21 protein-coding genes and 1 pseudogene are annotated in these 22,673 nt (G+C 63.8%); 12 read left to right on the top strand and 10 right to left on the bottom strand.

Annotated elements, in window-relative coordinates; all coding sequences use genetic code 11:
* Positions 1-6 precede the first annotated feature (6 nt).
* Positions 7-1,341, top strand: a complete 1,335-nt coding sequence (locus AWB79_RS21045; protein ID WP_061169371.1) for an MFS transporter — start codon at positions 7-9, stop codon at positions 1,339-1,341.
* Between the two features lie 3 nt (positions 1,342-1,344).
* Positions 1,345-2,277, top strand: a complete 933-nt coding sequence (locus AWB79_RS21040; protein WP_061169370.1) for an amidohydrolase family protein — start codon at positions 1,345-1,347, stop codon at positions 2,275-2,277.
* Here AWB79_RS21040 and AWB79_RS21035 read toward each other — a convergent pair.
* On the bottom strand, positions 2,243-2,965 hold the full coding sequence (locus AWB79_RS21035; protein ID WP_061169424.1) for a hypothetical protein: 723 nt from the start codon (positions 2,963-2,965) through the stop codon (positions 2,243-2,245). The genes AWB79_RS21040 and AWB79_RS21035 overlap by 35 nt on opposite strands.
* Before the next feature lie 107 nt (positions 2,966-3,072).
* On the opposite strand from AWB79_RS21035, the pseudogene AWB79_RS40510 reads away from it, so the two are divergent.
* A pseudogene (locus tag AWB79_RS40510) lies at positions 3,073-3,189 on the top strand (zinc-binding dehydrogenase); the annotation flags it as partial.
* Positions 3,190-3,288: 99 nt separating this feature from the next.
* On the opposite strand, the gene AWB79_RS21030 reads toward AWB79_RS40510, so the two are convergent.
* Positions 3,289-4,185 (bottom strand): isocitrate lyase/PEP mutase family protein, encoded by an 897-nt coding sequence (locus tag AWB79_RS21030; RefSeq protein ID WP_061169369.1) that lies wholly within the window; start codon positions 4,183-4,185, stop codon positions 3,289-3,291.
* Positions 4,172-5,356, bottom strand: coding sequence for a TauD/TfdA family dioxygenase (locus AWB79_RS21025; protein WP_082862415.1), 1,185 nt, complete (start codon positions 5,354-5,356; stop codon positions 4,172-4,174). Before AWB79_RS21025 ends, AWB79_RS21030 begins: the two co-directional genes overlap by 14 nt.
* A gap of 133 nt (positions 5,357-5,489) precedes the next feature.
* Here AWB79_RS21025 and AWB79_RS21020 point away from each other — a divergent pair, with 133 nt between their 5' ends.
* The 9 genes from AWB79_RS21020 (at position 5,490) to AWB79_RS20980 (ending at position 13,799) form a co-directional block, all read left to right on the top strand.
* Positions 5,490-6,386 carry a LysR family transcriptional regulator gene (locus tag AWB79_RS21020; protein WP_061169368.1) on the top strand — a complete coding sequence of 299 codons (897 nt, stop codon included), beginning with the start codon at positions 5,490-5,492 and terminating at the stop codon, positions 6,384-6,386.
* 267 nt (positions 6,387-6,653) lie between these two features.
* Positions 6,654-8,111, top strand: coding sequence for an MFS transporter (locus AWB79_RS21015; protein WP_063963514.1), 1,458 nt, complete (start codon positions 6,654-6,656; stop codon positions 8,109-8,111).
* A 389-nt stretch (positions 8,112-8,500) separates the two neighbouring features.
* A complete protein-coding gene (locus AWB79_RS21010) occupies positions 8,501-9,451 on the top strand; it encodes a ketopantoate reductase family protein (protein ID WP_061169366.1) in 951 nt (316 codons plus the stop codon).
* Entirely contained in the window at positions 9,448-9,840 is a 393-nt protein-coding gene (locus tag AWB79_RS21005) for a VOC family protein (RefSeq protein ID WP_061169365.1), read from the top strand. The genes AWB79_RS21010 and AWB79_RS21005 overlap by 4 nt, the downstream gene beginning before the upstream one ends.
* 2 nt (positions 9,841-9,842) lie before the next feature.
* Positions 9,843-10,304 carry a MaoC family dehydratase gene (locus tag AWB79_RS21000; protein ID WP_061169364.1) on the top strand — a complete coding sequence of 154 codons (462 nt, stop codon included), beginning with the start codon at positions 9,843-9,845 and terminating at the stop codon, positions 10,302-10,304.
* Positions 10,304-11,524: a CaiB/BaiF CoA transferase family protein gene (locus AWB79_RS20995; protein WP_061169363.1), complete on the top strand. Its 1,221-nt coding sequence runs from the start codon at positions 10,304-10,306 to the stop codon at positions 11,522-11,524. The genes AWB79_RS21000 and AWB79_RS20995 overlap by 1 nt, the downstream gene beginning before the upstream one ends.
* Complete coding sequence (gene aroE / locus AWB79_RS20990) at positions 11,524-12,357, top strand: shikimate dehydrogenase (RefSeq protein ID WP_061169362.1); 834 nt, start codon at positions 11,524-11,526, stop codon at positions 12,355-12,357. Before AWB79_RS20995 ends, aroE begins: the two co-directional genes overlap by 1 nt.
* 43 nt (positions 12,358-12,400) lie before the next feature.
* The gene (aroQ, locus tag AWB79_RS20985) at positions 12,401-12,838 is read left to right on the top strand and encodes a type II 3-dehydroquinate dehydratase (RefSeq protein ID WP_061169423.1); all 438 of its coding nucleotides are present in this window, start codon (positions 12,401-12,403) and stop codon (positions 12,836-12,838) included.
* A 55-nt stretch (positions 12,839-12,893) separates the two neighbouring features.
* Positions 12,894-13,799 carry a LysR family transcriptional regulator gene (locus AWB79_RS20980; RefSeq protein ID WP_061169361.1) on the top strand — a complete coding sequence of 302 codons (906 nt, stop codon included), beginning with the start codon at positions 12,894-12,896 and terminating at the stop codon, positions 13,797-13,799.
* A 59-nt stretch (positions 13,800-13,858) separates the two neighbouring features.
* Here AWB79_RS20980 and AWB79_RS20975 read toward each other — a convergent pair whose 3' ends face one another.
* The 7 genes from AWB79_RS20975 to AWB79_RS20940 all read right to left on the bottom strand — a co-directional run bounded on the left by AWB79_RS20975 (position 13,859) and on the right by AWB79_RS20940 (position 22,635).
* Entirely contained in the window at positions 13,859-14,662 is an 804-nt protein-coding gene (locus AWB79_RS20975) for an amidohydrolase family protein (RefSeq protein WP_061169360.1), read from the bottom strand.
* Positions 14,659-15,666, bottom strand: coding sequence for a hydroxyacid dehydrogenase (locus AWB79_RS20970; protein WP_061169359.1), 1,008 nt, complete (start codon positions 15,664-15,666; stop codon positions 14,659-14,661). The genes AWB79_RS20975 and AWB79_RS20970 overlap by 4 nt, the downstream gene beginning before the upstream one ends.
* Before the next feature lie 4 nt (positions 15,667-15,670).
* Positions 15,671-16,750, bottom strand: a complete 1,080-nt coding sequence (locus AWB79_RS20965) for a LacI family DNA-binding transcriptional regulator (RefSeq protein WP_061169358.1) — start codon at positions 16,748-16,750, stop codon at positions 15,671-15,673.
* Between the two features lie 18 nt (positions 16,751-16,768).
* On the bottom strand, positions 16,769-18,664 hold the full coding sequence (locus tag AWB79_RS20960) for a TRAP transporter large permease (RefSeq protein ID WP_061169357.1): 1,896 nt from the start codon (positions 18,662-18,664) through the stop codon (positions 16,769-16,771).
* Between the two features lie 22 nt (positions 18,665-18,686).
* The gene (locus AWB79_RS20955; protein WP_061169356.1) at positions 18,687-19,718 is read right to left on the bottom strand and encodes a TRAP transporter substrate-binding protein; all 1,032 of its coding nucleotides are present in this window, start codon (positions 19,716-19,718) and stop codon (positions 18,687-18,689) included.
* Positions 19,719-20,194: 476 nt separating this feature from the next.
* Positions 20,195-21,322, bottom strand: coding sequence for an aminotransferase class V-fold PLP-dependent enzyme (locus AWB79_RS20945; protein ID WP_061169354.1), 1,128 nt, complete (start codon positions 21,320-21,322; stop codon positions 20,195-20,197).
* Between the two features lie 92 nt (positions 21,323-21,414).
* Positions 21,415-22,635 carry an AGE family epimerase/isomerase gene (locus AWB79_RS20940; protein WP_061169353.1) on the bottom strand — a complete coding sequence of 407 codons (1,221 nt, stop codon included), beginning with the start codon at positions 22,633-22,635 and terminating at the stop codon, positions 21,415-21,417.
* Positions 22,636-22,673 lie beyond the last annotated feature (38 nt).

Raw genomic sequence — 22,673 nt, 5'->3', positions numbered from 1 at the left:
ACGTCCATGCAAGTCAGTTCCGGTTTCAACGACAAGTCGGACATCGAGCGGCAGACCATACGCAAGGTCGTATGGCGGCTCGTGCCGTTCCTGATGGTGTGTTATCTGCTCGCGTTCATCGATCGCGGCAACGTCGGCATGGCGTCGCTGCAAATGAATCACGATCTCGGCATGTCCGCGAAGGTGTTCGGGTTCGGCAGCAGCCTGTTCTTCATTTCGTACTTCTTCTGCGAAGTGCCGAGCAATCTCGCGCTGCAGAAATACGGCGCACGCGTGTGGATCGCGCGGATCATGGTGACGTGGGGCATCGTCTCGGCGTCGACCGCTCTCGTGCATGACGCGACGACGTTCTACATCCTGCGCTTCCTGCTCGGCGCGGCCGAAGCGGGCTTTTTCCCGGGCGTGCTGCTGTATCTCTCGTACTGGATTCCCGCGTCGTATCGCGCGCGCATCGTGGCGACGTTCATGGTCGCGATTCCGGCCGCGAGCTTCATCGGTTCGCCGATCTCGGCGTTGCTCTTGCAGATGGACGGCATCGGCGGCCTGCGCGGCTGGCACTGGCTGTTTTTGCTCGAAGGCATTCCGACGGTGCTGCTTGGCATCACGTGTCTCTTCATGCTGACGAACAAGCCGGAGGACGCGAAGTGGCTCAAGGACGACGAACGCAAATGGCTCGTCGATGCCCTGGCCAACGAAACGCGCGCGCCGAAGAAAATCCTCGACATGCCGCTGACCAAACTGTTCCGCAATCGCTATGTGCTGTGTCTCGCACTCGTCGATACATGCGCATCGGCCGCGGGCAGCACGCTTTCCGTGTGGCAGCCGCAACTGCTGAAGTCGTTCGGTCTTTCCGTCATGCAGACGGGCCTCCTGAACTCGATTCCTTATCTCGTCGCCTCGGTGCTGATGGTCTACTGGGGCCGCCGTTCGGATCGCGTGAAGGAGCGCCGCTGGCATACGGTGGTGCCGATGCTGCTGATCGGACTCGGCCTCTTCGCGACCTCGCTGAGCGGCTCGCTCGTACCGACGATCTTCATGCTCTGCGCAGTGCTGGTCGGCGCGTATTCGTTCAAGGGCCCGTTCTGGGCGCTCGCCACCGACATGCTGTCGAACAGCGCCGTCGCGGCCGGTCTCGCGACGATCAACGCGATCGCCAATCTGCTCGGCGGCGGGCTGATGGTGAACGTCTACGGCTGGGTCAAGGAAGCGACAGGCAGCTACGCGCTGGCGCTGATGCCGCTCGCAGTGCTGACGCTCATCAGCGTGGCGACGCTGCTTCTGCTCACGCGCAACGGACGGGGCCAGTCCGGACGCTATGCAAACAAGACGGAGACCGCGTAAGCCATGCGTTCGACGAACCGACGACACTTCCTTCAAACGATGGGCGCGCTGACGCTGGCAGGCGCGCTTCCGGCGACGGCGTTTGCCGACGAGACCTGGTCGGGCGGCAGCGCATCGCCGGCGTTCCGGCTGCCAGACGGCGCCATCGATTGTCATATGCATATCTATGACGATCGCTTTCCCGTCGCGCCCGGCACGAAGCTGCGCCCGGCGAACGCGACCATCGCGCAATACCGGCAACTGCAAAAGCGGCTCGGCATGCATCGCAACGTCGTCGTCACGCCTTCGACGTACGGCACGGATAACCGCGTCACGCTGAACGCGATCAAGGAATTCGGCGGGCATGCACGCGGCGTGGCGGTCGTCGACACGACGGTGTCGGACGACGAACTGCGCGCGCTCGACCAGGGCGGCATTCGCGCGATTCGCTTCAATCTCAGCCTGTCGTCGGTGACGCCGGTCGAGATGCTCGCGCCGCTGGCCGCGCGCATCGCGCCGCTTGGCTGGCACGTCGAACTCGTCGTCGGCGGCGAGCATTTGCCGGAACTGGAAACGAAGCTCGCGAATCTGCCGTGTCCTTTGGTGATCGATCACATCGGACACATTCCGCAGCCCGATGGCCTCAAGTCAGACGCGTTCAGAACCGCGCAGCGCCTTGTGGACAAGGGCAATACGTGGATCACGTTGTCGGGCGCCTACATCGACACGAAAACCGGCGCCCCCGGTTTCGACGACGTCGCGCCCGTAGCGAAGGCGTTCATCGGCATGGCGCCGGAACGCATGATCTGGGGAACGGACTGGCCGCATCCGAGCGTGAAGGGCGCCAAGCCCGACGACGCGAATCTGGTCGATGTCTTCGCTGACTGGATCGGCAAGCCCGAACGGCAGCGGATGGTTTTCGTCACGAATCCGGCGAAGCTCTACCGGTTCGATTGAGCACACCGGATTCAGGGCACACGGCGACGGGTGCGCCGTCCAGCAAGACTTGCTGTTCGTCGAGTTGCGTCGAGGTCTGACGGGCGACATCGAAGCAAACTTCGAGCGCCCGTCCTACACCAGCGTCTTCGATCGGAAGCTCCCACGTCAGGAATATCTGGATGCAATCCTGGTCCGGCGGAAAGTCGGCCGCATTGAAGCCCGAGCTGCGGCGCTGAATGACGCCGTGAGGCTGGCCGGTATCGAAGATCACAGCCGTGCCCCGTTTCAGCGGAATGCGATGGCCCGCATGGGGAAAATGCAAGTCCAGACCTCTGTCTTCGCTCAGGAAGAGGTTGCAGAAGGCGGCGCTGCCATATTGCGCGCCGTCGTGATGGTAATGCGCGCCACGACAGGCCATGAGCGCCATGTCACTGGAGGCGAGCACGTTGGACAGTCCGAGCGCGCGCGTCCAGTCCGACATCGCCTGCACGCACTGCCTGTAGTCAGGCCAGCGCATCTGCGTTCGCGCCAGAGGCATGACCTCGACATCACCCGGCTCCAGTTCGAGCCGCGACGCTGTCTCTCTTTGCCAATCCGCCAGCACGCGCGCGGACGGCGCGGGCACGTCGAGCGTGGCCGATAGCACGATGTCGCTCACGCTTCGGCTGCGAATGGCGTCACCGCTCCAGAAATGGGAAGTCAGCATGTCGAGCTCGACGCTGTCGAAGGGAAATTCATCCGCGACATTGTAGCGATTCGGCGCATACCGCCGATTCAAGCGTTGAACACCGCCGGTTCGGCAGCCGGGGGGTGTCGGAAGGAGCACTGCGGCCGGTGATCGACCGGACTTTCGGCTTCGATGAAATCGCCGAAGCGCATCGCTATATGGAAGCGGGAAATCAGATCGGCAAGATCGTGGTGACGATCTAGTGCAATCCGTGACGCGAGAAAGCGGCGCACATGCTGCCATGTGCGACCGCTCGCTTTACAAAGTGGCCTTCGCCCACACCGCATGTGGCCGCGCCGAATTCAAGCGTAGCGTTTGCTCGATGCAAGCAGCTCCGGCGTGCCGATGAGTTCGTTCAGACCGTCGAACGTCAGCATCTGCGGCCACATCGGTTCGGTCGTGCCGTTGGCCAGCAGACTCGCGTAGTACCGCTGCAGACCGTGCGCGACGAATCGCGCCGTACCACCGGGAAAAATGACGATGCGATAGCCGCGCCGACGCAATTCTTCCACGCTTCGGACCGGCGTCCTGCCGCCTTCCACCATGTTCGCGAGAAGCGGGATGCGTTCGCCGAACCGCTTGCAGACGATGTCCATCTGCTCGGTGGTGTTGACCGCTTCGACGAACAGCGCATCGACGCCGCACGCCAGATACGCTTCGGCGCGCTCCATCGCCGCGTCGAATCCTTCGACTGCGATCGCATCGGTGCGCGCGAGAATCAGCGTGTCCGGCGAATGGCGTGCATCGAGCGCCGCGCGCAGTTTTCCGCACATTTCTGCCGACGTCACCAGCGTCTTGTCGGCAAGGTGCCCGCAACGTTTCGGGAAGCTCTGGTCTTCGAGCTGGATCATTGCGGCGCCGGCGCGCTCGAAATCGCGCACCGTGCGCTGCGTGTTCAGCGCGTTGCCGAAGCCGGTGTCGCCGTCGACGATCACCGGCGTGCGCACGCGGTCGGTGATGCGCCACAACGTGTCGACCGCCTCCTTGGCCGTCGTCAGGCCGACGTCGGAGCGCCCGAGCGATGTATAGGCGACCGCGCCGCCGGACAGATAAAGCGCGTTGAATCCAGCCTGCTCCGCGGTCAGCGCGGTGAGCGCATCGTAGATGCCTGGCGCCAGCACGGTCTCGCCTGCGGCGAGGCGGCGCTTCAGACCGGCGCCGCATCCGCGCGATTTCGATGCCTCGTCAAGCTGCGACATGTGCTTCTCCCGCTGCGTTCGTCGGAACCGGGACTGTACCGTCGAGACCCGGCTTCAACGGCATGTTCATGCGTTCCGCCTGACGCTTCTCGAAGCGCACGAACGCCTCGGTGATATAACTGCCACGCACGCCACCGCGCACGGAACCGGGACGCACGTCGCCGAAGTAATACTCCCATTCGGGCGGCAGCGGCGCCGAATCGGGCACGGACATCCACAGGCGCAGCAGATGGCGGCGCTTCGCTTCCTCTTCGAAATCTTCGAACTCGGTGCGCGAATGCAGCATCACGTAGTTGTTCAGCAGTTGCAGGTCGCCCTGTTCGAGCCACATGGAAAAGCACAGGCGCGGATCGGCGGCGAGTTCGTCCAGCAGATCGAGCGCTTCGGTGAGTTCAGGCGTGAGGCGCGGCACTTCCGGAAAATCCGCCTGGGCCGCGTTGGTGTTCTTGCGGTTGGCGCGCAGCGCGAAGTGATCCGGCAACGACCCGATCACCGGGCAGTTGTAGAAACCCGCACGGCCGGGCGCCTGCGTGCCCTGATAGCTGTGGTGGACCGGCCCCTTGAGCGCGTCGATCAGTTCGGGGCGACGCTTGCGGATCTCTTCGACCATCGCGAACGAACTGGTGATCTTGCTCTGTCCGCCCGACTTGGCCGGTTGAAGGCAGAGCAGGGCGACGACGTCGCAGGAGTCCGCGTGGAAGTCGAGCGCCGCGTTCGTGTTGTAGCCGCGACCGTTCTTCGACTTGTAGGTCGCGCCCGAATCGCGCACATCGTTCATGACGTCGCTGGCGCGGTTCTGAGTGCGCGCGACGCCGACATGCAAGCCGATGCCCCAGTAAGCGAGCTTCGCTTCTTCGACAGACCATTCATGCACCGGGAAGCCCTTCAGCAGGCACATGCCCCAGCGTTGCTGCGTGGCCCTGAAGGCGCGATGCAGGATTTCGGCGGAAGCGGCTTCGAGCGGAAAGTCGTCCGACGTCATGTCGAGCAGCGGCTTGCCGAGCGCCTTCGCATGGCGCATGGCTTTGTCGAATCCTTCCGCGGCTTCGTCGCTCATCCTGAGCGTCCACGACTGATCGCGTTCGAGGTCGGCGCTGTACCATATTTGGGGCTTACCCTGATGCGCGCTGCCGGGCGCGGACGCGGACGACTTCACCGATGCTTCCACCATCTTCGTATCTCCTTGTTGACAGCGCGTATCGCGCTTCATGTACGCAGGGTTCGATCCCTTCACCCTCCCAGCATAGGCGAACACTACGTAAGCTAAAATGGAGTTTTTCTGACGAATCACAACAAAATTTCTGATGAAGATCGAGACCTTCAACACCTTGCAGGCCGTGCTGGATACGGGATCGCTCGCGGGCGCGGCAAAGGCGCTGCATCTGACACCGAGCGCCGTCAGCATGCAGATGAAGCAGCTCGAGGGGTATGTCGGACAACAACTGTTCGACCGTTCGGGTCTGGAAGTCAGGCCGTTGCCGGCCGCTTACGAATTGTCGGAATTGCTGCGCGGCATGCTCACGCGGCTCGATGCGTTCCGCCGTCAGCCCAGCTTTCAGGTTGAAGGTCACGTGCAGCTCGGCATGCTCGAGTCGATGCTGCCGGTCGTGCTGCCGGAACTGCTCAAGCGGCTCAGGGCGCGGTATCCGCTTCTGCATCTGCAAACCCGGCGGGGCAAGAGCGCGGAGCTGACCAACGCGGTCAAGGCGGGAGATCTCGATGCCGCGGTCGTCGCGCAGCCGGAGCGGGGCGTGTCCCGCCTGCACTGGCAGCCGCTGCTCAAGCGCGGGCTCACGCTGATGGTGCCGCCGCAGGAGCGCGAGCGGTCGCTGACCGCGCTGCTCAAGCGCTACGAATGGATCCGCTATGACCGCAACACGATTTCCGGCGCGATGGCCGCCAAATATATCCATCAGCGCTTCGGCGGAAAGCCGGATGGAAGCCTGGAGTTCGACAGCGTCCGTGCAATAGCGCCGCTGGTCAGTGCGGGCCTCGGCATCTCGCTCGTTCCGTTGATGGAACCGGCCATTTGTACGCTTTATCCCGTCACGGTGATCGCGCTGCGTGACGCGCCGGTCCTGCAGTTCTCGCTCGTCACTCGCAAGGCGGACGTCGAGAGCCGGCAATTGCGCGCCTTGCAGGAAATCCTGCTCGCGGCAACGCGCTCCGTCGATCGGACGGCGACGCCGGACGCCGTGTGAAGTCGGGCCGCATGGCGTTTCCGTCCCGTGAAGCGGAGTCGTTAAGTCAAAAAAATTGACGTGAAATCTAAAAATTATTCAATAAAAGTTTTCTTCTCACGGGCTTAATATGGCGTGAATCCCCGGCCTGCGGACCGGGCGGGGATCGTCTGCCGTTGCCTGACCGTATCACGCGCTTCATTGATCGGTCGCGAGCACGGACGATATCGAGAGCGATCCCACGAGAGACGCCCGCACGGTTCCGAAGGCCCCAACAGGAGACGATTCTTGAGCCAATCCCCCTCGCTGCGCGCCCATTCCGGCGCTCGCCTCGACCGTTTGCCGATCGGCCGATTCCATTGGCATCTGGTGGGCATGATCGGGGCAGGCCTGTTCCTCGACGCGTTCGACATTTATCTTCAGAGCGGTGTGCTGGCTACTCTCGTCAAGAGCGGATGGTCGACGCTGCAAAGCAACGCGGCCTTCATTTCGAGCACCCTGATCGGCATGTGGCTGGGTTCGCTGATCGGGGGCTATATCGGCGACCGATACGGACGCCGGACGGCGTATCAGTTCAACCTCGCGGTGTTCGGACTCGCATCGATCGCGGCGGTATTCGCGCCGAGCATGACAGTCCTGATCGGATTGCGCTTCGTGATGGGCGTCGGCCTCGGCGCCGAGCTGATCATCGGCTATGCGGCGCTGGGCGAATTTGTTCCGAGCCTCGCGCGCGGTCGGTTCGGCGCGATTCTCGCGCTGCTCACGAATCTGTCGGTGACGGCGACCGGCATTGTCGGTTACTGGGCGATTCCGGCGCTGGGCTGGCGTTCGATGTTCGCGCTGGTCGGCCTCGGCGCGGTCGGAATCTGGTTCATGCGCAAGTCGATGCCCGAATCGCCGCGCTGGCTCGAGTCGCAGGGACGTCACGACGAAGCCGATGCGATGCTGCGCTCGATCGAAGCGCGCTTTCCCAACGTGCCGGCATGGGACACGGTCGCCGCGAGCGTCACGGCCCCACCGGCCGCCGAAGCGCCGGCGCGCGCTGCACCGCTTCCCGGCTATCCGGCGCTCTTCAGGCGCCCGCTGTTGTCCCGCACGGTGCTGACGATGATCATGTCGGCGGTCAACATGTCGGTGCTCTATGGTCTGATCGCCTGGTTCCCGACGTTTCTCGTGAAGCAGGGCGTCGCTGTCACGTCGACGCTCGGCTATACGGCGGTCATGGGCCTGGGCACGCCGATCGGTTGTCTGATCGGCATGGCGCTGACGGACCGGATCGGACGCCGCCTGAGCATCGTCAGCGTGCTCGCGCTCGAAGCGGTCGCAACCGCGTTCTATCCGATGGTGCACTCGCCCGCCGAATTGATGGCGACGGGCGCGGTGATCATGATGTGCTCCGCGTGCATCACTTCGCTTGCGTTCGCCGTCTATATTCCCGAACTCTTCCCGACGGAGCTGCGGATGCGCGGATCGTCGCTTTCGGCCGCGGTGGGACGACTGGCGTCGGCCGGCGCACAGGGCGGAATCGTGGCGATCTTCGGCATCGGCGGGATTTTCGGCGTCACGAATTTCCTGATCGGTTTGATCGTGCTGCAGATTCTGGCGTTGCTGGTGCTGGGCGTGAATACGCGGGCCCGCACGCTGGAAGAGATCGAGCCGGCGAATGCGACGCCCGCAGTCGCGACGAACGCCGCCGAATTATCGACGTTGCGCGGCGGCCCCCGCGATGTGTCGCCGCAGCGATAGTCGTTGCGGCAATCGGCCTTCGCACGCGGCGTGTGATTTCGCTGCAATTAACTGAACTGTCCGCAAACCAAAAATGAGCGAGCGGTGCGCTGCGACGCCCGCTGCGACACCGGCGGCTGATGCGAATGTCGCGTCTGGCGAGCATCGCCGCCTCTTCGATGTCGGTTCTACCCCGCTCGGCTCCGTGAGACCGGGCGTACCGCTACCTCATCTGCCTGCCGGCTTGCGCCTGTACTGAGCTACAGAACCGAGTCCGGCTCCGGCTTTCAAGCCAGTTATATCCAGTCCCATCAGCATCAATATTGCGAAACGCAATGGCGATATTGATTCCATTGCATTGCCAGCATGTGCGGCGAGTCGTATCTTCGTTTCCATTCAAGGAGACGGATATGAAGATCGCTTTTCTGGGAGCCGGTGCGCTGGGTTGCGCCATCGGCTCGGCGCTCACCGAAGGAGGCCATGAGACGTGGCTGGTCGACCGCTTCGCCGCGCACGTCGAAGCCATGTCGCGCGACGGCCTGCAAGTCGACGATGAGCGCGGCACGCGCCGTGTCAAGGTTCGCGCGACGATGAACCCGGCCGAAGTCGGGCCAGTCGATGTCGTGATCGTGCTGGTCAAGTCCTTCCACACCGATTCGGCGATGCGCGGCGCGCTCGATCTGGTCGGCCCTGAAACGGTCGTGCTTTCTTTGCAGAACGGCCTGGGCCACGAAGACGTGCTCAGCGAGATCGTCGGCCGCGAGCGCGTGCTCGCCGGCAAGACGTATGTCGGCGGCGTGCTGCGTGCGCCGGGCCATATTCAGTCGGGCGTCACCGGAAAACTCACGATCATCGGCGAGCTCGATGGCCGGATCACGAGCCGCGTGCAGGCAATCGCAGAGGCATTCAACAGCGCAGGCCTGAACACTACGGTCAGCGATAACATTCTCGGCACGATGTGGGACAAGCTGTTGATCAACGTCGCGACGGGCGCGATCACCGGCATCACGCGCCTCACATACGGGCAACTCTACGACGAGCCGGTTCTGAAAGCGACATCGCTCGCCGCGATCCAGGAAGCGATGGCGGCTGCGAAGGCGGCGGGCGTCACGCTTTCAATCACGAACGCCGAAGACGCCTGGAACATGGCCGCCGAAGGACTTTCACCGGCATTCAAGACCTCGATGCTGCAAAGCCTCGAAAAGTCCTCGGTCACCGAGATCGACTTCATCAACGGCGCGGTGGTGCGTTGGGGCGAGCGCCTCGGCGTGCCGACGCCGGTGAACTCGACGCTCGTCGCCTGCATCAAGGGCATCGAACGCGCGATGACGGACCGTCAGAAAGCAGGAGCCGCCGCATGAGCGCACCGAAAGCCTATCTGGAGCACGTCGCCATCTGGGTGAAGGACATCCACTGGCATATCCGCTTTTTCGAGCAGGTGCTCGGGATGACCATGCGCGAAGTCGACGGCACGCGCGAGGAGCCGCGTCAGTACTGGACATTGGGCGGTCTTCAGTTCATCAGCGAACCACGCCATGAGGGGCCTGAAGGCCGGCTGGCGCATCTCGGCGTGATGTGCGAGGACCTCGACGCTGCAATCGGAGCCGCGCAGGCGTTCGGCGTCACCGAGATGCCGCAAGGACGCAACTGGCTGCGTCTGCCCGACGGGCTCGCCGTCGAACTCATTCAGGCCAGACCGGCCACGTGCGTCGCGCAGGCGCTGGCGATCAATCCACGCGCGGAGGCGTGAGCATGAGCACCATCATCGAAAAATACTGGGACGATGCTCAGGAAGGCGATGAATGCGTGAGCCCGAACTACACGGTCACGAAAGAACGCATTCTGGCCTACGCCGATCTCACCGGCGATCACACGCCGGTCCATGTGGACGAGGAATACGCCAACGCCAGTCACTTCGGCTCGATCGTGGCGCATGGCCTGTTCGGATTGTCGATCGCCGATGGCCTGAAGACGCAGAGCGACTATCGCTTCCTGCCGGGCATGTCGCTCGGCTGGACGTGGGACTTTCTGCTGCCGATCAAGGTCAACGACGTGCTGCACGTGAAGTTCCGCGTCGGCTCGATGCGGGCGAGCAAGAGCAAGCCGGGCTGGGGCATCGTGGTGTTGCCGTCCGAGCTGATCAATCAGGACGGTCAGGTCGTCCAGCGCGGCGAGCATCGCCTGATGATTCCGCGCCGTCCGGGAGCCAAGTAATGCAAGCCCGTCCTCTCGAAGGTATTCGCGTCGTCGATTACAGCCACTTTCTCGCGGGGCCCTACGTCGGCCGATGCCTCGCCGCGCTCGGCGCGGAAGTCATCAAGGTCGAGCGTCCAGGCAGCGGCGACGCTGGACGCCAGCACGCCACGATTCTGGACGACCAGCAAAGCGCCTATTTCCTGCAGCTCAACATGGGCAAGCGCGGCGTGAGCGTCAACATGAAAGATCCGCGCGGCAAGGAGTTCATGCAGCGTCTTTGCGATTCGGCGGATGTGTTCATCGAGAACTATCGGCCGGGTGCGCTGGACAAGCTCGGCCTTGGCTATGCCGCGCTGTCCGAGCGCAACCCGGGCCTCGTCTATTGCTCGATTTCGGCATACGGGCATACGGGACCGGACGCGCATCGCGCGGGCTTCGGCCTGATCGCCGAAGCCAAGAGCGGCATCATGCAGATGATCGGCAACCCCGGCGAACCGCCGCCGCTCATGCGCATCTCGCTGGGCGACATGTACACCGGCATCCATGCGGTCGCCGCGATCAACGCCGCGCTGCTCGGCCGCGTGAAGAGCGGACGGGGACAGCATATCGACATGGCGCTGTATGACACGCTGGTATCCATGCACGAATACGCGGTGCAGTGCTACACGATGCAGGGCGTCGTTCCCGAGCAGACCGGCCACGACATGCCGACATCGACCTTGTACGGCGTGTTCCGCGCAGCCGACGGCGATCTCGTCATCGCCGCTCAGGTCGACGACTCGTGGAAGCGCTTTGCCGCGCTCGTCGAGCAGCACGGCGGCCCGGCCGGCTTCGGTGCCGATGCTCGCTTCCATGACCTGAACGGACGCAACGCCAACCGCGAGGAAATCCTCTCGGTGGTGAAGCCGTGGGTCGCGGGCCGCCCCGTCGCTGAAGTGCTTTCGCTGCTCGACAGTGTCGACGTGCCTTGCGCCAAGGTTCAGCGCATCGACGAGGTCGTGGCCGATCCGCAGATCGTCGCGCGTGGCATGGTGATCGAGCAGGAGCATCCGCGCTTCGGAAAGCTGCGTCTGCCCAATCTGCCGTTCCGCTTCTCCGACTGCGATACGTCGATTCGTGAAGTCGGGCCCGATCTCGGTCAGCACAACGAGGAAGTCGCGCAGTCGCTGGGCTTCGACGCCGCCGAGATCGACGCGATGCAGACCGATGGCGTGCTGTTTTCGAAACGGAGCGCGTGATGAGCGACCAGTACGCGGTAATCGGCAATCCGATCGGGCACACGAAGTCTCCGCTGATCCACGGTCTCTTCGCCCAGGAGACCGGACAGGATATGACCTACGTGGCCATCGAAGGTCCGGTCGAGCCGGCAGACGCCTTCGCCGATACGGTCAGAGCGTTCATCGCGGCGGGCGGCAAGGGCATGAACATCACCGCGCCCTTCAAGCTTCAGGCGTTCGCAATGGCCGACGAACGCAGCGAAAGAGCGGCGCTCGCGGGCGCAGTCAACGCGATGAAGTTCGAGGACGGGCGCGTCATCGCCGAGAACTTCGATGGCGTCGGCCTCGTGCGCGACATCGAAGTCAACCTGAATCAGCCGATGTCGGGCAAGCGCGTGCTCGTGCTCGGCGCAGGCGGCGCGGTGCGCGGCGCGTTGCTGCCGTTCCTCGGCGCGCGGCCTGCGCAACTCGTCGTAGCGAACAGGCATGTGGACAAAGCGCAGGCGCTCGTCGAACAGGTCGCCGCTGGCGGAACGCTCACCGCGTGCGGCTACGCGGAACTGGATTCGATGGGACCGTTCGATCTCGTCGTGAACGCAACTTCGGCGAGCCTGACCGGACAACTGCCGCCCGTTCCGCCGAGCGTCTTCGGCGCGCGCGGGACTGCCTATGAACTCGCCTACGGCAAAGGCCTCACGCCCTTCCTGCGCCTCGCGCGCAATGCGGGCGTCCAAGGTATTGCCGACGGCGTGGGCATGCTGGTCGAGCAGGCGGCCGAAGCGTTCGCGTGGTGGCGAGGCGTTCGCCCGCAGACGCGCGCGGTCATCGACCGCCTTACTGTTCCGCTCGACTGACACCTGCGAGCAATCCCACTTCAACACTACGCTGGTTGAGATGATGAAAACGTTTCTCATGTTGCATGGAATCAATCACAACATGTTCGGCAAGCGAGATCCCGTTCAATACGGAACGGCGACGCTCGAGGACATCGATGCGCAACTGCAGGCGCTGGGGAAGGGTCTGGGCGTCACGGTCGAGAGTTATCAGACGAACAGCGAAGGCGACATGTGTCTGCGAATCCATCAGGCTTTCGTCGATCAGGTCGACGGCGTGCTGATCAATGCCGGCGCCTGGACTCACTACAGCTACGGCATCCGGGATGCGCTGGCCATTTTGACCGTGCCTGTGATCGAGATCCATATGTCGAACATTCACGCTCGCGAAGCGTTTCGCCATAAGTCGGTGTTCGCGGAAATCGTGAAGGGGCAGATTTGTGGTTTCGGCATCGATAGTTATTCGCTCGGACTTCGTGCGGCGGTGTCGGCCGCCGCCTGATAATTCGCGCTGCGGCAATGACTACAATGGCAATATTGCGAGCGACAATAAAGCCATGACTACTTCCGAACTACCCGATCTCAAGCTGCTGCAGCTCTTCGACTTGCTATATGACGTGCGCAGTGTCACGCGGGCAGCCGAGCAGCTCGGCCAGAGCCAGCCCACGGTCAGCATCTGGCTGGGACGTCTGCGTGAGCATCTACAGGACCCATTGTTCGTTCGCACGCCCGGCGGCATGACGCCGACGCCTCAGGCGGACGCGCTGATCGGACCTTGCAGGGAAATCCTGGAGTCGCTGCGCCGGTTCTCGGCGTGGGAGATATCCTTCGATCCGGCCACGGCGAAGCGCCGGTTTCGTATCTGCATGACCGACGCCAGTCACATCACGCTGCTTCCGAGAATGCTGGCGCACGTGCGAGCCCAGGCGCCGGGCATTCGGCTGGAAGCCGCAAGAATTGACGGGAACACGGAGCGGGCGCTTGAATCCGGCGAGGCTGACCTGGCGATCGGGCATGTGCCGTGGCTCGGGAGCGGAATGTACCAGCAACAACTGTATATGCAGGATTGGGTGTGCCTCGCCAATCCGGGCCATCCACGAGTCCGGGCCAGGCTGACTCTGAAGCAATACCGCAGCGAAGGGCACGTGATCATCGCTGCCGGCACGGGCGCACAGTTGCTGGAACAGGCCCTGTTGCGCGAGGACATCGAACGCGATGTCGTGCTCGAGCTCCCGGGAATGCTCGGATTGGGATCGATCATCAAGTCGACCGACCTTATCGCCACCTTGCCGCGAAACATCGGGGAGACGTTGGCAAGAGTGAATGACATCGCGGTCCACTCATGTCCTTTCCCAGTCGACAAGTTCGCAGTGCGGCAGCACTGGCATGCGAAGTATCATCACGAGGCTGGCAATCGCTGGCTGCGCTCGGTTGTGGCCGATCTGTTCTCGAGCAGGGGCTAGCAGGAAGTCGCCGCGCATCAGGTCAACCCGACCGCTCTCAGTCGTCGTTGCAGGCGCGGCTAAAACCCGTACAACTCAGCCGGATTATCGACGAGTATCTTGTGGCGCATCCCGTCGCTGTTCACCAGGCGCATCGCCCAGTCGAGCATGCGCGTGTCGTCGGGCACGGGCTGCACGTTGGGGTGCGGCCAGTTCGATGCCCATACGCCGCGCTCGGGAAAGCGCGCGGCGAGCGTGCGCACCAGCCACGATACATCGTCGAAATCAGGTGCGCCGGCGCGCGAGCTTTCATAGGGCGCGGACAGCTTGACCCAGCAACGCGGTCCGTCCAGCAGGCGGCACAGTGACGCGAATCCGTCGCTTTCCGGCGTGACCGGCGCGAGGAATTTGCCGAGATGATCGATGACCAGATTCGAAGGCAAGCGCGCGAGCATGGCCTCATGCTGCGGCAGCGTATGTCCGTCGAGCTGAAGATTGATGTTCCAGCCCATCGGTGCGATGCGCGCCGACATGTCAGCGAGCGCGTCCCATGGCAACACGCCGCCCGGCAGCATCATGAATCGCACGCCGCGTATGCCGGCATCGTGCAGACGCTGGAGTTCGACATCGCCGATGTCGGGCGGCACGACCGCGATGCCGCGCGCACCGTCGCCGAGCTGCGCAATGGCCGCGAGCGTGCAACGGTTATCGAATCCGTATCCTGTCGGCTGCACGACGATAGCGCGCGAGAAGCCCAACGTCCGCTGCACGTCCCGATAGGCCGATGCAGGCGCCGGCGGCGGCGTGAATGTCGCGCTCGCCGCCAGCGGATAACCTTCCTCGTACACGTGAATGTGGCAATCGCAAGCGCCTTCGATGTTCATCGCGCGTCCGCCTGCATGTCGAAACCCGCAAGGCGATATGCCTGCGCAGCATTCACCGCGCCGACCGGCATGCGGCCCTGAAAGAGCGCCTGCGTCTGCGCGACCGTTTCCATCGATTGATGCTCGATCGCACCTGGCGTCAGCCCGCCGATATGCGGCGCCGCGATCACGCGCGGATGTGCCGCCAGCGCCGGCGCGGGCATCTGATCCCCCGCGCGGCCGACATCGAGCGCGCAGCCCGCCAGATGACCGCTGTCCAGTGCGGCAAGCAACGCGGCATCGTCGACCAGTTCGCCACGCGCCGCGTTGATGAAGTACGCGCCGGCCTTCATCGCGGCGAAGCTTTTCGTGTTCATGAGATTCGCGGTCTGCGCGTTCGCGGGCGCGAGGCACACGACGAAGTCGGACTCCGCGAGCAAGTGATCGAAGCCGACGCGCTGCATGCGCGCATCGTCGACGCAAGCGTAGGGATCGAAGACGAGCACGCGCATGCCGAATGCCAGCGCGAGATCGCACAGGTAGCGCGAAATCTGTCCATAGCCGATCACGCCGAGCGTGCTGCTACGCAACTCGCGCCCCATCTTCGGCGCGGGCGCCTCGTGACGGTGATACGCCTGCGCATACGCGGTCATGCCGCGCGCGAGATCGAGCATCGCGCCTATCACCCACTCGGACACGGACGGCACGAAGCCCGCGCTCGCCTGCGTGACGAGCACGCCGAGCTCGCTCGCGGCATCGACATCGACGGTGCGAATATCCACCGCGCAACGCACGAAGGCCGCCAGCTTCGGCAGCGCCTCGAACAACGCGCGCGGCGCGGGCGTCTGCCGGTAAGCGATGATGACATCGGCGTCGCGCGCGGCGTCGGCGAGTTCGGCGGTCGTCAGCTCGCGATCTTCGGCGTTGTACGCGACGTCGGCGAAATTCGCGAGCGCCGCCGCCGCGCGTGCGCCGAAGTAATGGTCCAGCATGTGCCGGGGATGACTCACGAATACCTTGTTCATGTCCTTATCCTGTCTTTCTGGCTTGCTTCGCTTTCGCCGCCGTTTTGCCCGCGCGCGCAACGGACTCGCGCTCGACGAGCGTGATATCCGTGAAGAGCGCCTGCTCCGATGCGGGCATGGGTTCATCGTGCGGGCGCATGGCGCGCTCGACCATCGCCGCAGCCATCGCCGGCACGGGAAGCTGGACGGTGGTCAGCGCGGGATTCGAAATCGCCGCCAGAAAATGACCGTCCATGCCGACGATCGACACGTCTTCCGGCACGCGCAAGCCGCACTCGCGCAGGCCCGCCATCAGACCGAGCGCCATCAGATCGTTGACGGCGACAATGCCGGTCGGACGCGCGTCGTCCTTCGCGAGCAGACGCGCCAGCGCGCGGCCGTTCTCGGCGATCATCGAATCGCCGTATTCGTTCACCGGGCCGCTGTCGAGCACGCGCGCGTCTTCCGACAGGCCCGCATCGTCAGCCGCCGACAAAAAGCCTTTGATCTTGTCGCGGCGGCTCATCGTCACCCCTGTCAAGGTAGCGAAGGCGAGCCGTGTGTGGCCGTGCGCGATCAGATGCCGCGTCGCGATGCGCGCCGCTTCGAAATTGTCAGGCGTGACGTGCTCGACGCGCGTGGCTTCGCCTTCGGTCGCGCGGCGGTCGTAGCTCACCACGACCATGCCGCGCTCGACGGCGGTTTCCAGATGACGCTCGTTCGCCAGCGACGAGATCACGATCACGCGCCGCACGCCCTGCGACAGCAGGTCCTCGAAGAACGACGCTTCCTTCGCCGGATCGCGATACGTATTTCCGATCATCACGCGATAGCCGTAACGCTCCTGCGCGCAGGTTTCGACCTCGCGCGCGATATAGCCGTACATCGGATTGGCGATGGACGGCACCAGGAGACCGATGATCGGCGTCTGCCCCGTCTTCAACTGCCGCGCGAGCGTGCTCGGCCGATACTGCAGCGCGCTCATCGCGGCCTGCACACGCGCGAGCGTTTCCTGGCGCATCTGGTCGGTGCGGCCGTTGAGCACGTTTGACACCGTGCTCACGGATACACCGGCCTCGCGGGCGACATCCTGAATGGTGCTCATAAGGTTTACATCTGCCGGCTACAGGCCGAGCCGGGTCGGCAACCACAACGAAAACGATGGCACCAGAATCAGCACCACCAGCGCGACGAACAGCACCAGCAGGTATTTGAGCATAGGACGCGCCACGGCCTTCATTTCCGTGCCGGTGATGGCGCAGGTCGCGAAAAGCCCCAGTCCCACGGGCGGCGCGAACAGACCGAGCCCCATCGCGACGACGATCACCGTGCCGAAGTGCAGCGGGTTGATGCCGAGCTGCGTCGCGATCGGCGTGAGCAGCGGGCCGAAGATGATGAGCGCGGGCGCGCCTTCCAGCACGGCGCCGAACACGATCATGATGAGCACGGACAGCAGCAGGAACATGGTCGGGCCGTATTGATGCGCGAAGGCGATCATCGAGTCCGACACGAGCGCGGGAATCTGCTCGATGGTCAGCGCGAACGACACGCTGGACGCCGCGGCCACGATGAACAGAATGCTGCTGGCCATCGACGCCGAGCGCACGAACACGCGGGCGACCGACTTCGGCGTGAGCTCGCGAAACGCCAGCCACCCCACGATGAGCGCATAGACCACGGCGAACGCGGATACTTCCGTCGATGTCGCGATACCCGAGGTCACGCCCTTGCCGATCATCGTGATCATGACGAGCGCGACCAGAGCGCCGCCGAGGAGCGGCGGCCATGCGCGCGGATTCGTGAGCGCATCGGCGAGATTGATGCGGCGGCCGAAGATCACCGCGACGACCGCCAGCGCCACGGCCAGCACCGCCGCGGGCACGACGCCCGCGAGAAACAGCCCTGCGATGGAAATGTTCGCGACGAAACCCATGATGATCATGTTCACGCACGGCGGAATGGTTTCCGCCATCACGGCGCTGCACGCGAGCAGCGCCGCCGCCTCGTTCGGATCTTCCTTGCTCTGTCGCACGGCCGGCATCACGACGCCGCCGACCGCCGCGATATCCGCGAGCTTGGAGCCGGACACGCCGGAAAAGAACGCCGTCGCCATGATCGTGATGAGGCCTAGGCCGCCGCGCACGCGTCCGAACATCCGCAGCAGGAGTTCGATCAGGCGCGACGACATGCCGTTGGTTTCCATCAGCAAGCCCGCCAGCACGAAGAACGGAATGGCGAGCAGCACGAAGTGGTCAGTGCCGGCCATCACTTGCTGCGAGTAGACGAGCATCGGCAGGGAAGGTTCGGCGAGGAAATACAGGAGCGCCGAGAACGCGAGCACGAAGCCGATCGGCACGCCGAGCACGAGTCCGCCGATGAACCCGGCTATCAACAGGGAGCCGGGCTTGATCGCGTGATCCGGCACGAACGCGTTCCACCCGAACAGGATCGCAGCCAGCAGCACACAGCCGATCAACGTGCCGAGCACGGTCTTGCGCGCGCCGTTGAGCGCATTGGCGAGCGCGAACATCGTCATGAACACGCCGCCGATGACGAGCGGATACACGTTGATCCACGCGGGCAGACCGCTTGGCGTCATCTGTCCGTAGGAGTCGACGAGCAACAGGCACGACGATACGCACAGATTCCCCGCGACGCCCGCAATCACCCAATGCCCGACATGCACGAGCGCGCCTTGCCAGCGCCTGGGCAGCATGCCGCGAAAGAGATCGACGCCCACGTGCTGGCTGCGTCCCAGCACGGTCGCGGCGCCGAAGAACACCAGCACGATCATCAGCGCGCCGGCGACTTCTTCGGCCCAGTCGAACGGATCGTGCAGGAAGTAGCGATAGATCACCGAGAGGAACACCACGATCACATCGGCTGCGAGCACGGCCGCGCAGAAGTATTCGATCCAGTGCATGAGGCGCGCGAGGCCGCGCGCGAGCACGGTCTCATGGCCGAAGCCGGGCGCGGCGAGTTGCGCCTCCGGTCCGGGCGTCGCGGAGAAAGTGGTCATGGTGTCTGCCTCATTGCTTCGATTAACCGCGCGCGGCGGCGATGGCGGTGAAAAGCGGCGCGGTCGCCGGGTACTGCTTCGCAAAGCTCGCGTACAACTTCGATTGCATTTCGGCGCGCGCGGTGTCGCGGTCGGCCTTCGACATCGGATAGAACGTCATGCCTTTCTTCTTCAGTTCCTGCTCGGCGCTGGCGGCGGTCTGAATGGCGGCGACGCGCTGCTTCGCGGTCGCGTCCTGCGCCGCTTTCTGAAATGCGGGGCGCAGATTTTCCGGAATCTTCGCGAGCGCGCGGCGGCCCATCACGACGACCAGCGGACTGAACACGTGCTGGGTCTGCCAGCACGATTTCACGACTTCGTCGTACTTGCTCGCGAGGACCGTCGCGCAATCGTGCTCGAAGCCATCGACGACGCCCGTCTGCGCGGCCATATACAACTCGCCGATGGGAATCGGCGTGGGCACCGCGCCCATCAGCTTGAAGGTTTCCATGAAAGCGGGTGTGGGCAGGACGCGCAGTTTCACGCCCTTGATATCGGCGAGCGATTGCGTGGGCTTCTTGGTGAACACATTGCGCGCGCCGAACGAATAGCCCCACGTCACGACCGAGCAGCCCGCGCGCTGTTGCAGCAGCGTGTCGAACGACTTGCCGACGGTGCCGTCCATCGCGCGGCCCACGTGGTCGAAGCTGTCGAACACATATCCGAGGTCGAGCATGCCGAGTTCCGGCAGCACGGTCGCCCAGATCGACGAGCCGGTGACCATCATGTCGACCGCGCCGACCTTCACCTGCTGCACGACGTCGCTTTCCTTGCCGAGTTGGTTGTTCGGAAAGTAGTCGATGCGGATCTGATCGCCAACGCTCGCCTTCAGGTTCGCGACGAGGTTCTGATACCACACGTAATGCGCGGCGTTCTCGTTGGGCGGCATCGAGGACGAAAGCCGCAGCGTGGCCGCGGGCTGGGCACGCACGATCGCGGGAAAGCCAGCGCCGGCCGCCGCGAGCGAAGCGACCGAAGCCGTCTGGAGGAAGCGTCGCCGGGAAATGGATTGCATGGTGTTGTCTCCTGGATGCCGCTCTGTGCGCGGGCGGATGTCTTCAGCGCGGCGCGACGGGGCGCAGCACTGTATCGATTTAGTGTATCGATACAGTAAAGCGTCGAAGGGGACGCTCAAATGGGCGTTTACCCGCGTTCACGTCAGAATCCGCGACACCGTAATGGACAGGAGATTCGTGTCGTTTCGCGATGGTCCGGCGGCAGAACGGCGTGGGCAGCGCGAGCGTGGGGGGGAGGGGCCGGTCAGGTTGGCGTGGATGCCGGGGAGGGCTCTGCTTGAATATTGCCCGCCTGTCTTGGCGGCAATGGGTCACATGTACGGCGTTCGCGACGAATGAGATCGCACGCGCGGGGGATGGATCGGAATCCGTTTAAGGTTGAAATGTGCGCATAGCCCGTCCGGCAGTTTTCGCGCTGCTCTCGCCGATGTCGCAGCGAGGCAGCGCAATGGCGCGCGTGGTCCGGAAAGTCGCGCTAAAGAACCGTGTCCAGTGCCCTGGCGAATCTGGTCACCGCGCTTTCGACATCATGCAGTTTGTCCAGACCGAACAATCCGATGCGGAAGGTCTTGAAATCGTCAGGCTCGTCGCATTGAAGAGGAACACCGGGCGCGATCTGCAAGCCGGCATCGGCGAATTTCTTGCCGGATCGAATTCCATCATCGTCCGTGTAGCAGACCACGACGCCCGGAGCTTCAAAGCCTTCGGCCGCCACGCTCGAGAAACCCTTGTCAGCCAGGAGTGAGCGAATGCGCTTGCCGAGTTCAAGCTGTTCCGCTCTCACTTTGTCGAAGCCGTATGCTTCGGTCTCTTTCACGACATCGCGCAGTTTCGCGAGACCGTCCGTGGGCATCGTGGCGTGGTACGCAAACCCGCCGTTCTCATAGGCTTCCATGATCTGCAGCCATTTGCGAAGATCGCAGGCGAAACTGGTGCTCGTGGTTGCCTCGATTCTTTCGCGGGCGAGCGGGCCGAGCATGACCAGCGCACAACAGGGTGGCGCGCTCCATCCCTTTTGCGGCGCGCTGATCAGCACATCCACGCCGCTGGCTTCCATGTCGACCCAGATCGTACCGGACGCGATGCAATCCAGTACGAACATTCCGCCGACGGCATGAACCGCGTCGGCCACCGCGCGCAAATAGGAATCGGGCAGCATCATCCCGGATGCGGTTTCGACGTGCGGCGCGAAAACCAGATCCGGCTTGTTTTTCATGATCGCAGCGACCACTTCTTCCACCGGCGGCGGTGCATAGGCCGCCTGCCTCCCTTGCTCGACGGGACGCGCCTTCAACACCGTCGACTCAGACGGAATGCCGCCCATGTCGAAAATCTGGGACCAGCGGAAACTGAACCAGCCATTGCGGATGATCAGACATTTTCTGTTCGTCGCGAACTGGCGCGCGACGGCTTCCATACCGAAAGTCCCGCTGCCCGGGACCACAACGGCGGACTTCGCGTTGTACACTTTTTTCAGGGCATCGGAAATGTCGCGCATGACGCCCTGAAAGAGCTGCGACATATGATTGATCGATCGGTCGGTGTAGACGACCGAATATTCGAGCAGACCATCTCGGTCGACATCGGGAAGTAATCCTGGCACGCTCGCCTCCTGTTGCGGACGGATAACAGGATTGTGTCAGATTTTAGCGAAAGCCATCTGCGATACGGCTGGTCTGCCCGGCATCGTACCGTTCAGGCGAGCGGAATATGCGGAGCGTCGAGCGGTCTCAGGCCTCCCGGATGAACCACGCGGCACAGGGCCTCGACGAAGAAGAAGTCGCCGAACATCGTCGCGCCATCTACGCCGATGCCATGGGGCTTCGAGTAACAGGAGTTATGCAGCAGCCCGTGCTGGCCGTCCTTCGTGAACTCGTCGCGGCACAGCGCTTCGAGCATCGCGAGCCCGTGACGTCCCCACTTCTGCGCGGATTGCGCATCGGGATGCACGCGCGCCATTTCGATGAGCGCCGATGCGACGATGGCCGCCGCCGCCGTGTCCTTGATCTCGGCCTCGCGGCCGCTCGCGTCGAAGTCCCATGGCGGCACGTGACGTCCGTCGAGACGGCGCACGTAGTAGTCGGCGAGACGTTCGGCGAGATCGAGATACGCACGCTTGCCCGTTTCGCGCGCGGAATTCACGTAACCGTAGATCGCCCATGCCTGACCGCGGCTCCACGCGGACTCGTCGAACGCGCCCTGGAACGTGTAGCCGCGCTTGCGTGCGCCGCTTTCGAGAGCGTATTCGACGGCGTGATACGTCGAGTCGTCGCTGCGCACGAATGCGCGCGCGGTCATCTCGGCGTGCGCGTCGGCGGCGTGGCGATAGCTGCCGTCGTCCGCATAGTTCGCGGCCCAGTAGAGCAGCGACAGATTCGCCATCGTATCGATCGCGGATGCGCTGCGCCCGCGCGGATCGGACAACGGTCCCCACGACGCGAGATACGCGCCGGCCCGTGTCGTGACGAGGCGTGCGCGCAGCTTGTCGGCGGCTGCGAGCGCGATGTCCGCGAACCACGCGTCACCGGTCACGTGATGGCCCGGCACGGCGCTGCTGTCGAAGATGAAGCCGATGTCATGCGTGTTGGGATCGTGCGCGCGCTGCTCGACGAGGCGCATGCGGGCGCGCGCCCACTCGAGAAAGCGCGCTTCGCCGGTATGCAGGTGCGACGTCAGCAGCAGCCCGACCCAGAAGCCGCAGAACCAGTTGCCGTGACTCCAGGCATCGCCGTCGTATCCCGCCGACAGCGATGCGGGCAGCCGCACCCATTCGCCATCGGGACCGGTGACTTGCGGAAACTCGACGCCGAAGCCCAACTCGTCGGCGGCGACCCTGTCCGCCGTGCGGTCGAGAATGCGACTGAAGAGCTGCTTCTGTTCGTCGGTGACGGGCAACGATGAATTCGATAGCGACACGATGTCTCCTTGTATGCGTGTGCGTCGCGCACGCGAAT

Source organism: Caballeronia hypogeia, from assembly GCF_001544875.2.
Classification (GTDB): Bacteria; Pseudomonadota; Gammaproteobacteria; order Burkholderiales; family Burkholderiaceae; genus Caballeronia; species Caballeronia hypogeia.
The sequence above is the reverse complement of the archived record's forward strand: the minus strand, read 5'-3'. Positions and strand labels throughout refer to the sequence as shown.

What these genes read in the sequence shown, in the direction of transcription:
- AWB79_RS21045 (WP_061169371.1), top strand. Translation starts at nt 7, where the DNA reads ATGCAAGTCAGTTCCGGTTTCAACGACAAGTCGGACATCGAGCGGCAG.
- AWB79_RS21040 (WP_061169370.1), top strand. Translation starts at nt 1,345, where the DNA reads ATGCGTTCGACGAACCGACGACACTTCCTTCAAACGATGGGCGCGCTG.
- AWB79_RS21035 (WP_061169424.1), bottom strand. Translation starts at nt 2,965, where the DNA reads ATGCTGACTTCCCATTTCTGGAGCGGTGACGCCATTCGCAGCCGAAGC.
- AWB79_RS21030 (WP_061169369.1), bottom strand. Translation starts at nt 4,185, where the DNA reads ATGTCGCAGCTTGACGAGGCATCGAAATCGCGCGGATGCGGCGCCGGT.
- AWB79_RS21025 (WP_082862415.1), bottom strand. Translation starts at nt 5,356, where the DNA reads ATGGTGGAAGCATCGGTGAAGTCGTCCGCGTCCGCGCCCGGCAGCGCG.
- AWB79_RS21020 (WP_061169368.1), top strand. Translation starts at nt 5,490, where the DNA reads ATGAAGATCGAGACCTTCAACACCTTGCAGGCCGTGCTGGATACGGGA.
- AWB79_RS21010 (WP_061169366.1), top strand. Translation starts at nt 8,501, where the DNA reads ATGAAGATCGCTTTTCTGGGAGCCGGTGCGCTGGGTTGCGCCATCGGC.
- AWB79_RS21005 (WP_061169365.1), top strand. Translation starts at nt 9,448, where the DNA reads ATGAGCGCACCGAAAGCCTATCTGGAGCACGTCGCCATCTGGGTGAAG.
- AWB79_RS21000 (WP_061169364.1), top strand. Translation starts at nt 9,843, where the DNA reads ATGAGCACCATCATCGAAAAATACTGGGACGATGCTCAGGAAGGCGAT.
- AWB79_RS20995 (WP_061169363.1), top strand. Translation starts at nt 10,304, where the DNA reads ATGCAAGCCCGTCCTCTCGAAGGTATTCGCGTCGTCGATTACAGCCAC.
- aroE (WP_061169362.1), top strand. Translation starts at nt 11,524, where the DNA reads ATGAGCGACCAGTACGCGGTAATCGGCAATCCGATCGGGCACACGAAG.
- aroQ (WP_061169423.1), top strand. Translation starts at nt 12,401, where the DNA reads ATGAAAACGTTTCTCATGTTGCATGGAATCAATCACAACATGTTCGGC.
- AWB79_RS20980 (WP_061169361.1), top strand. Translation starts at nt 12,894, where the DNA reads ATGACTACTTCCGAACTACCCGATCTCAAGCTGCTGCAGCTCTTCGAC.
- AWB79_RS20975 (WP_061169360.1), bottom strand. Translation starts at nt 14,662, where the DNA reads ATGAACATCGAAGGCGCTTGCGATTGCCACATTCACGTGTACGAGGAA.
- AWB79_RS20970 (WP_061169359.1), bottom strand. Translation starts at nt 15,666, where the DNA reads ATGAACAAGGTATTCGTGAGTCATCCCCGGCACATGCTGGACCATTAC.
- AWB79_RS20965 (WP_061169358.1), bottom strand. Translation starts at nt 16,750, where the DNA reads ATGAGCACCATTCAGGATGTCGCCCGCGAGGCCGGTGTATCCGTGAGC.
- AWB79_RS20960 (WP_061169357.1), bottom strand. Translation starts at nt 18,664, where the DNA reads ATGACCACTTTCTCCGCGACGCCCGGACCGGAGGCGCAACTCGCCGCG.
- AWB79_RS20955 (WP_061169356.1), bottom strand. Translation starts at nt 19,718, where the DNA reads ATGCAATCCATTTCCCGGCGACGCTTCCTCCAGACGGCTTCGGTCGCT.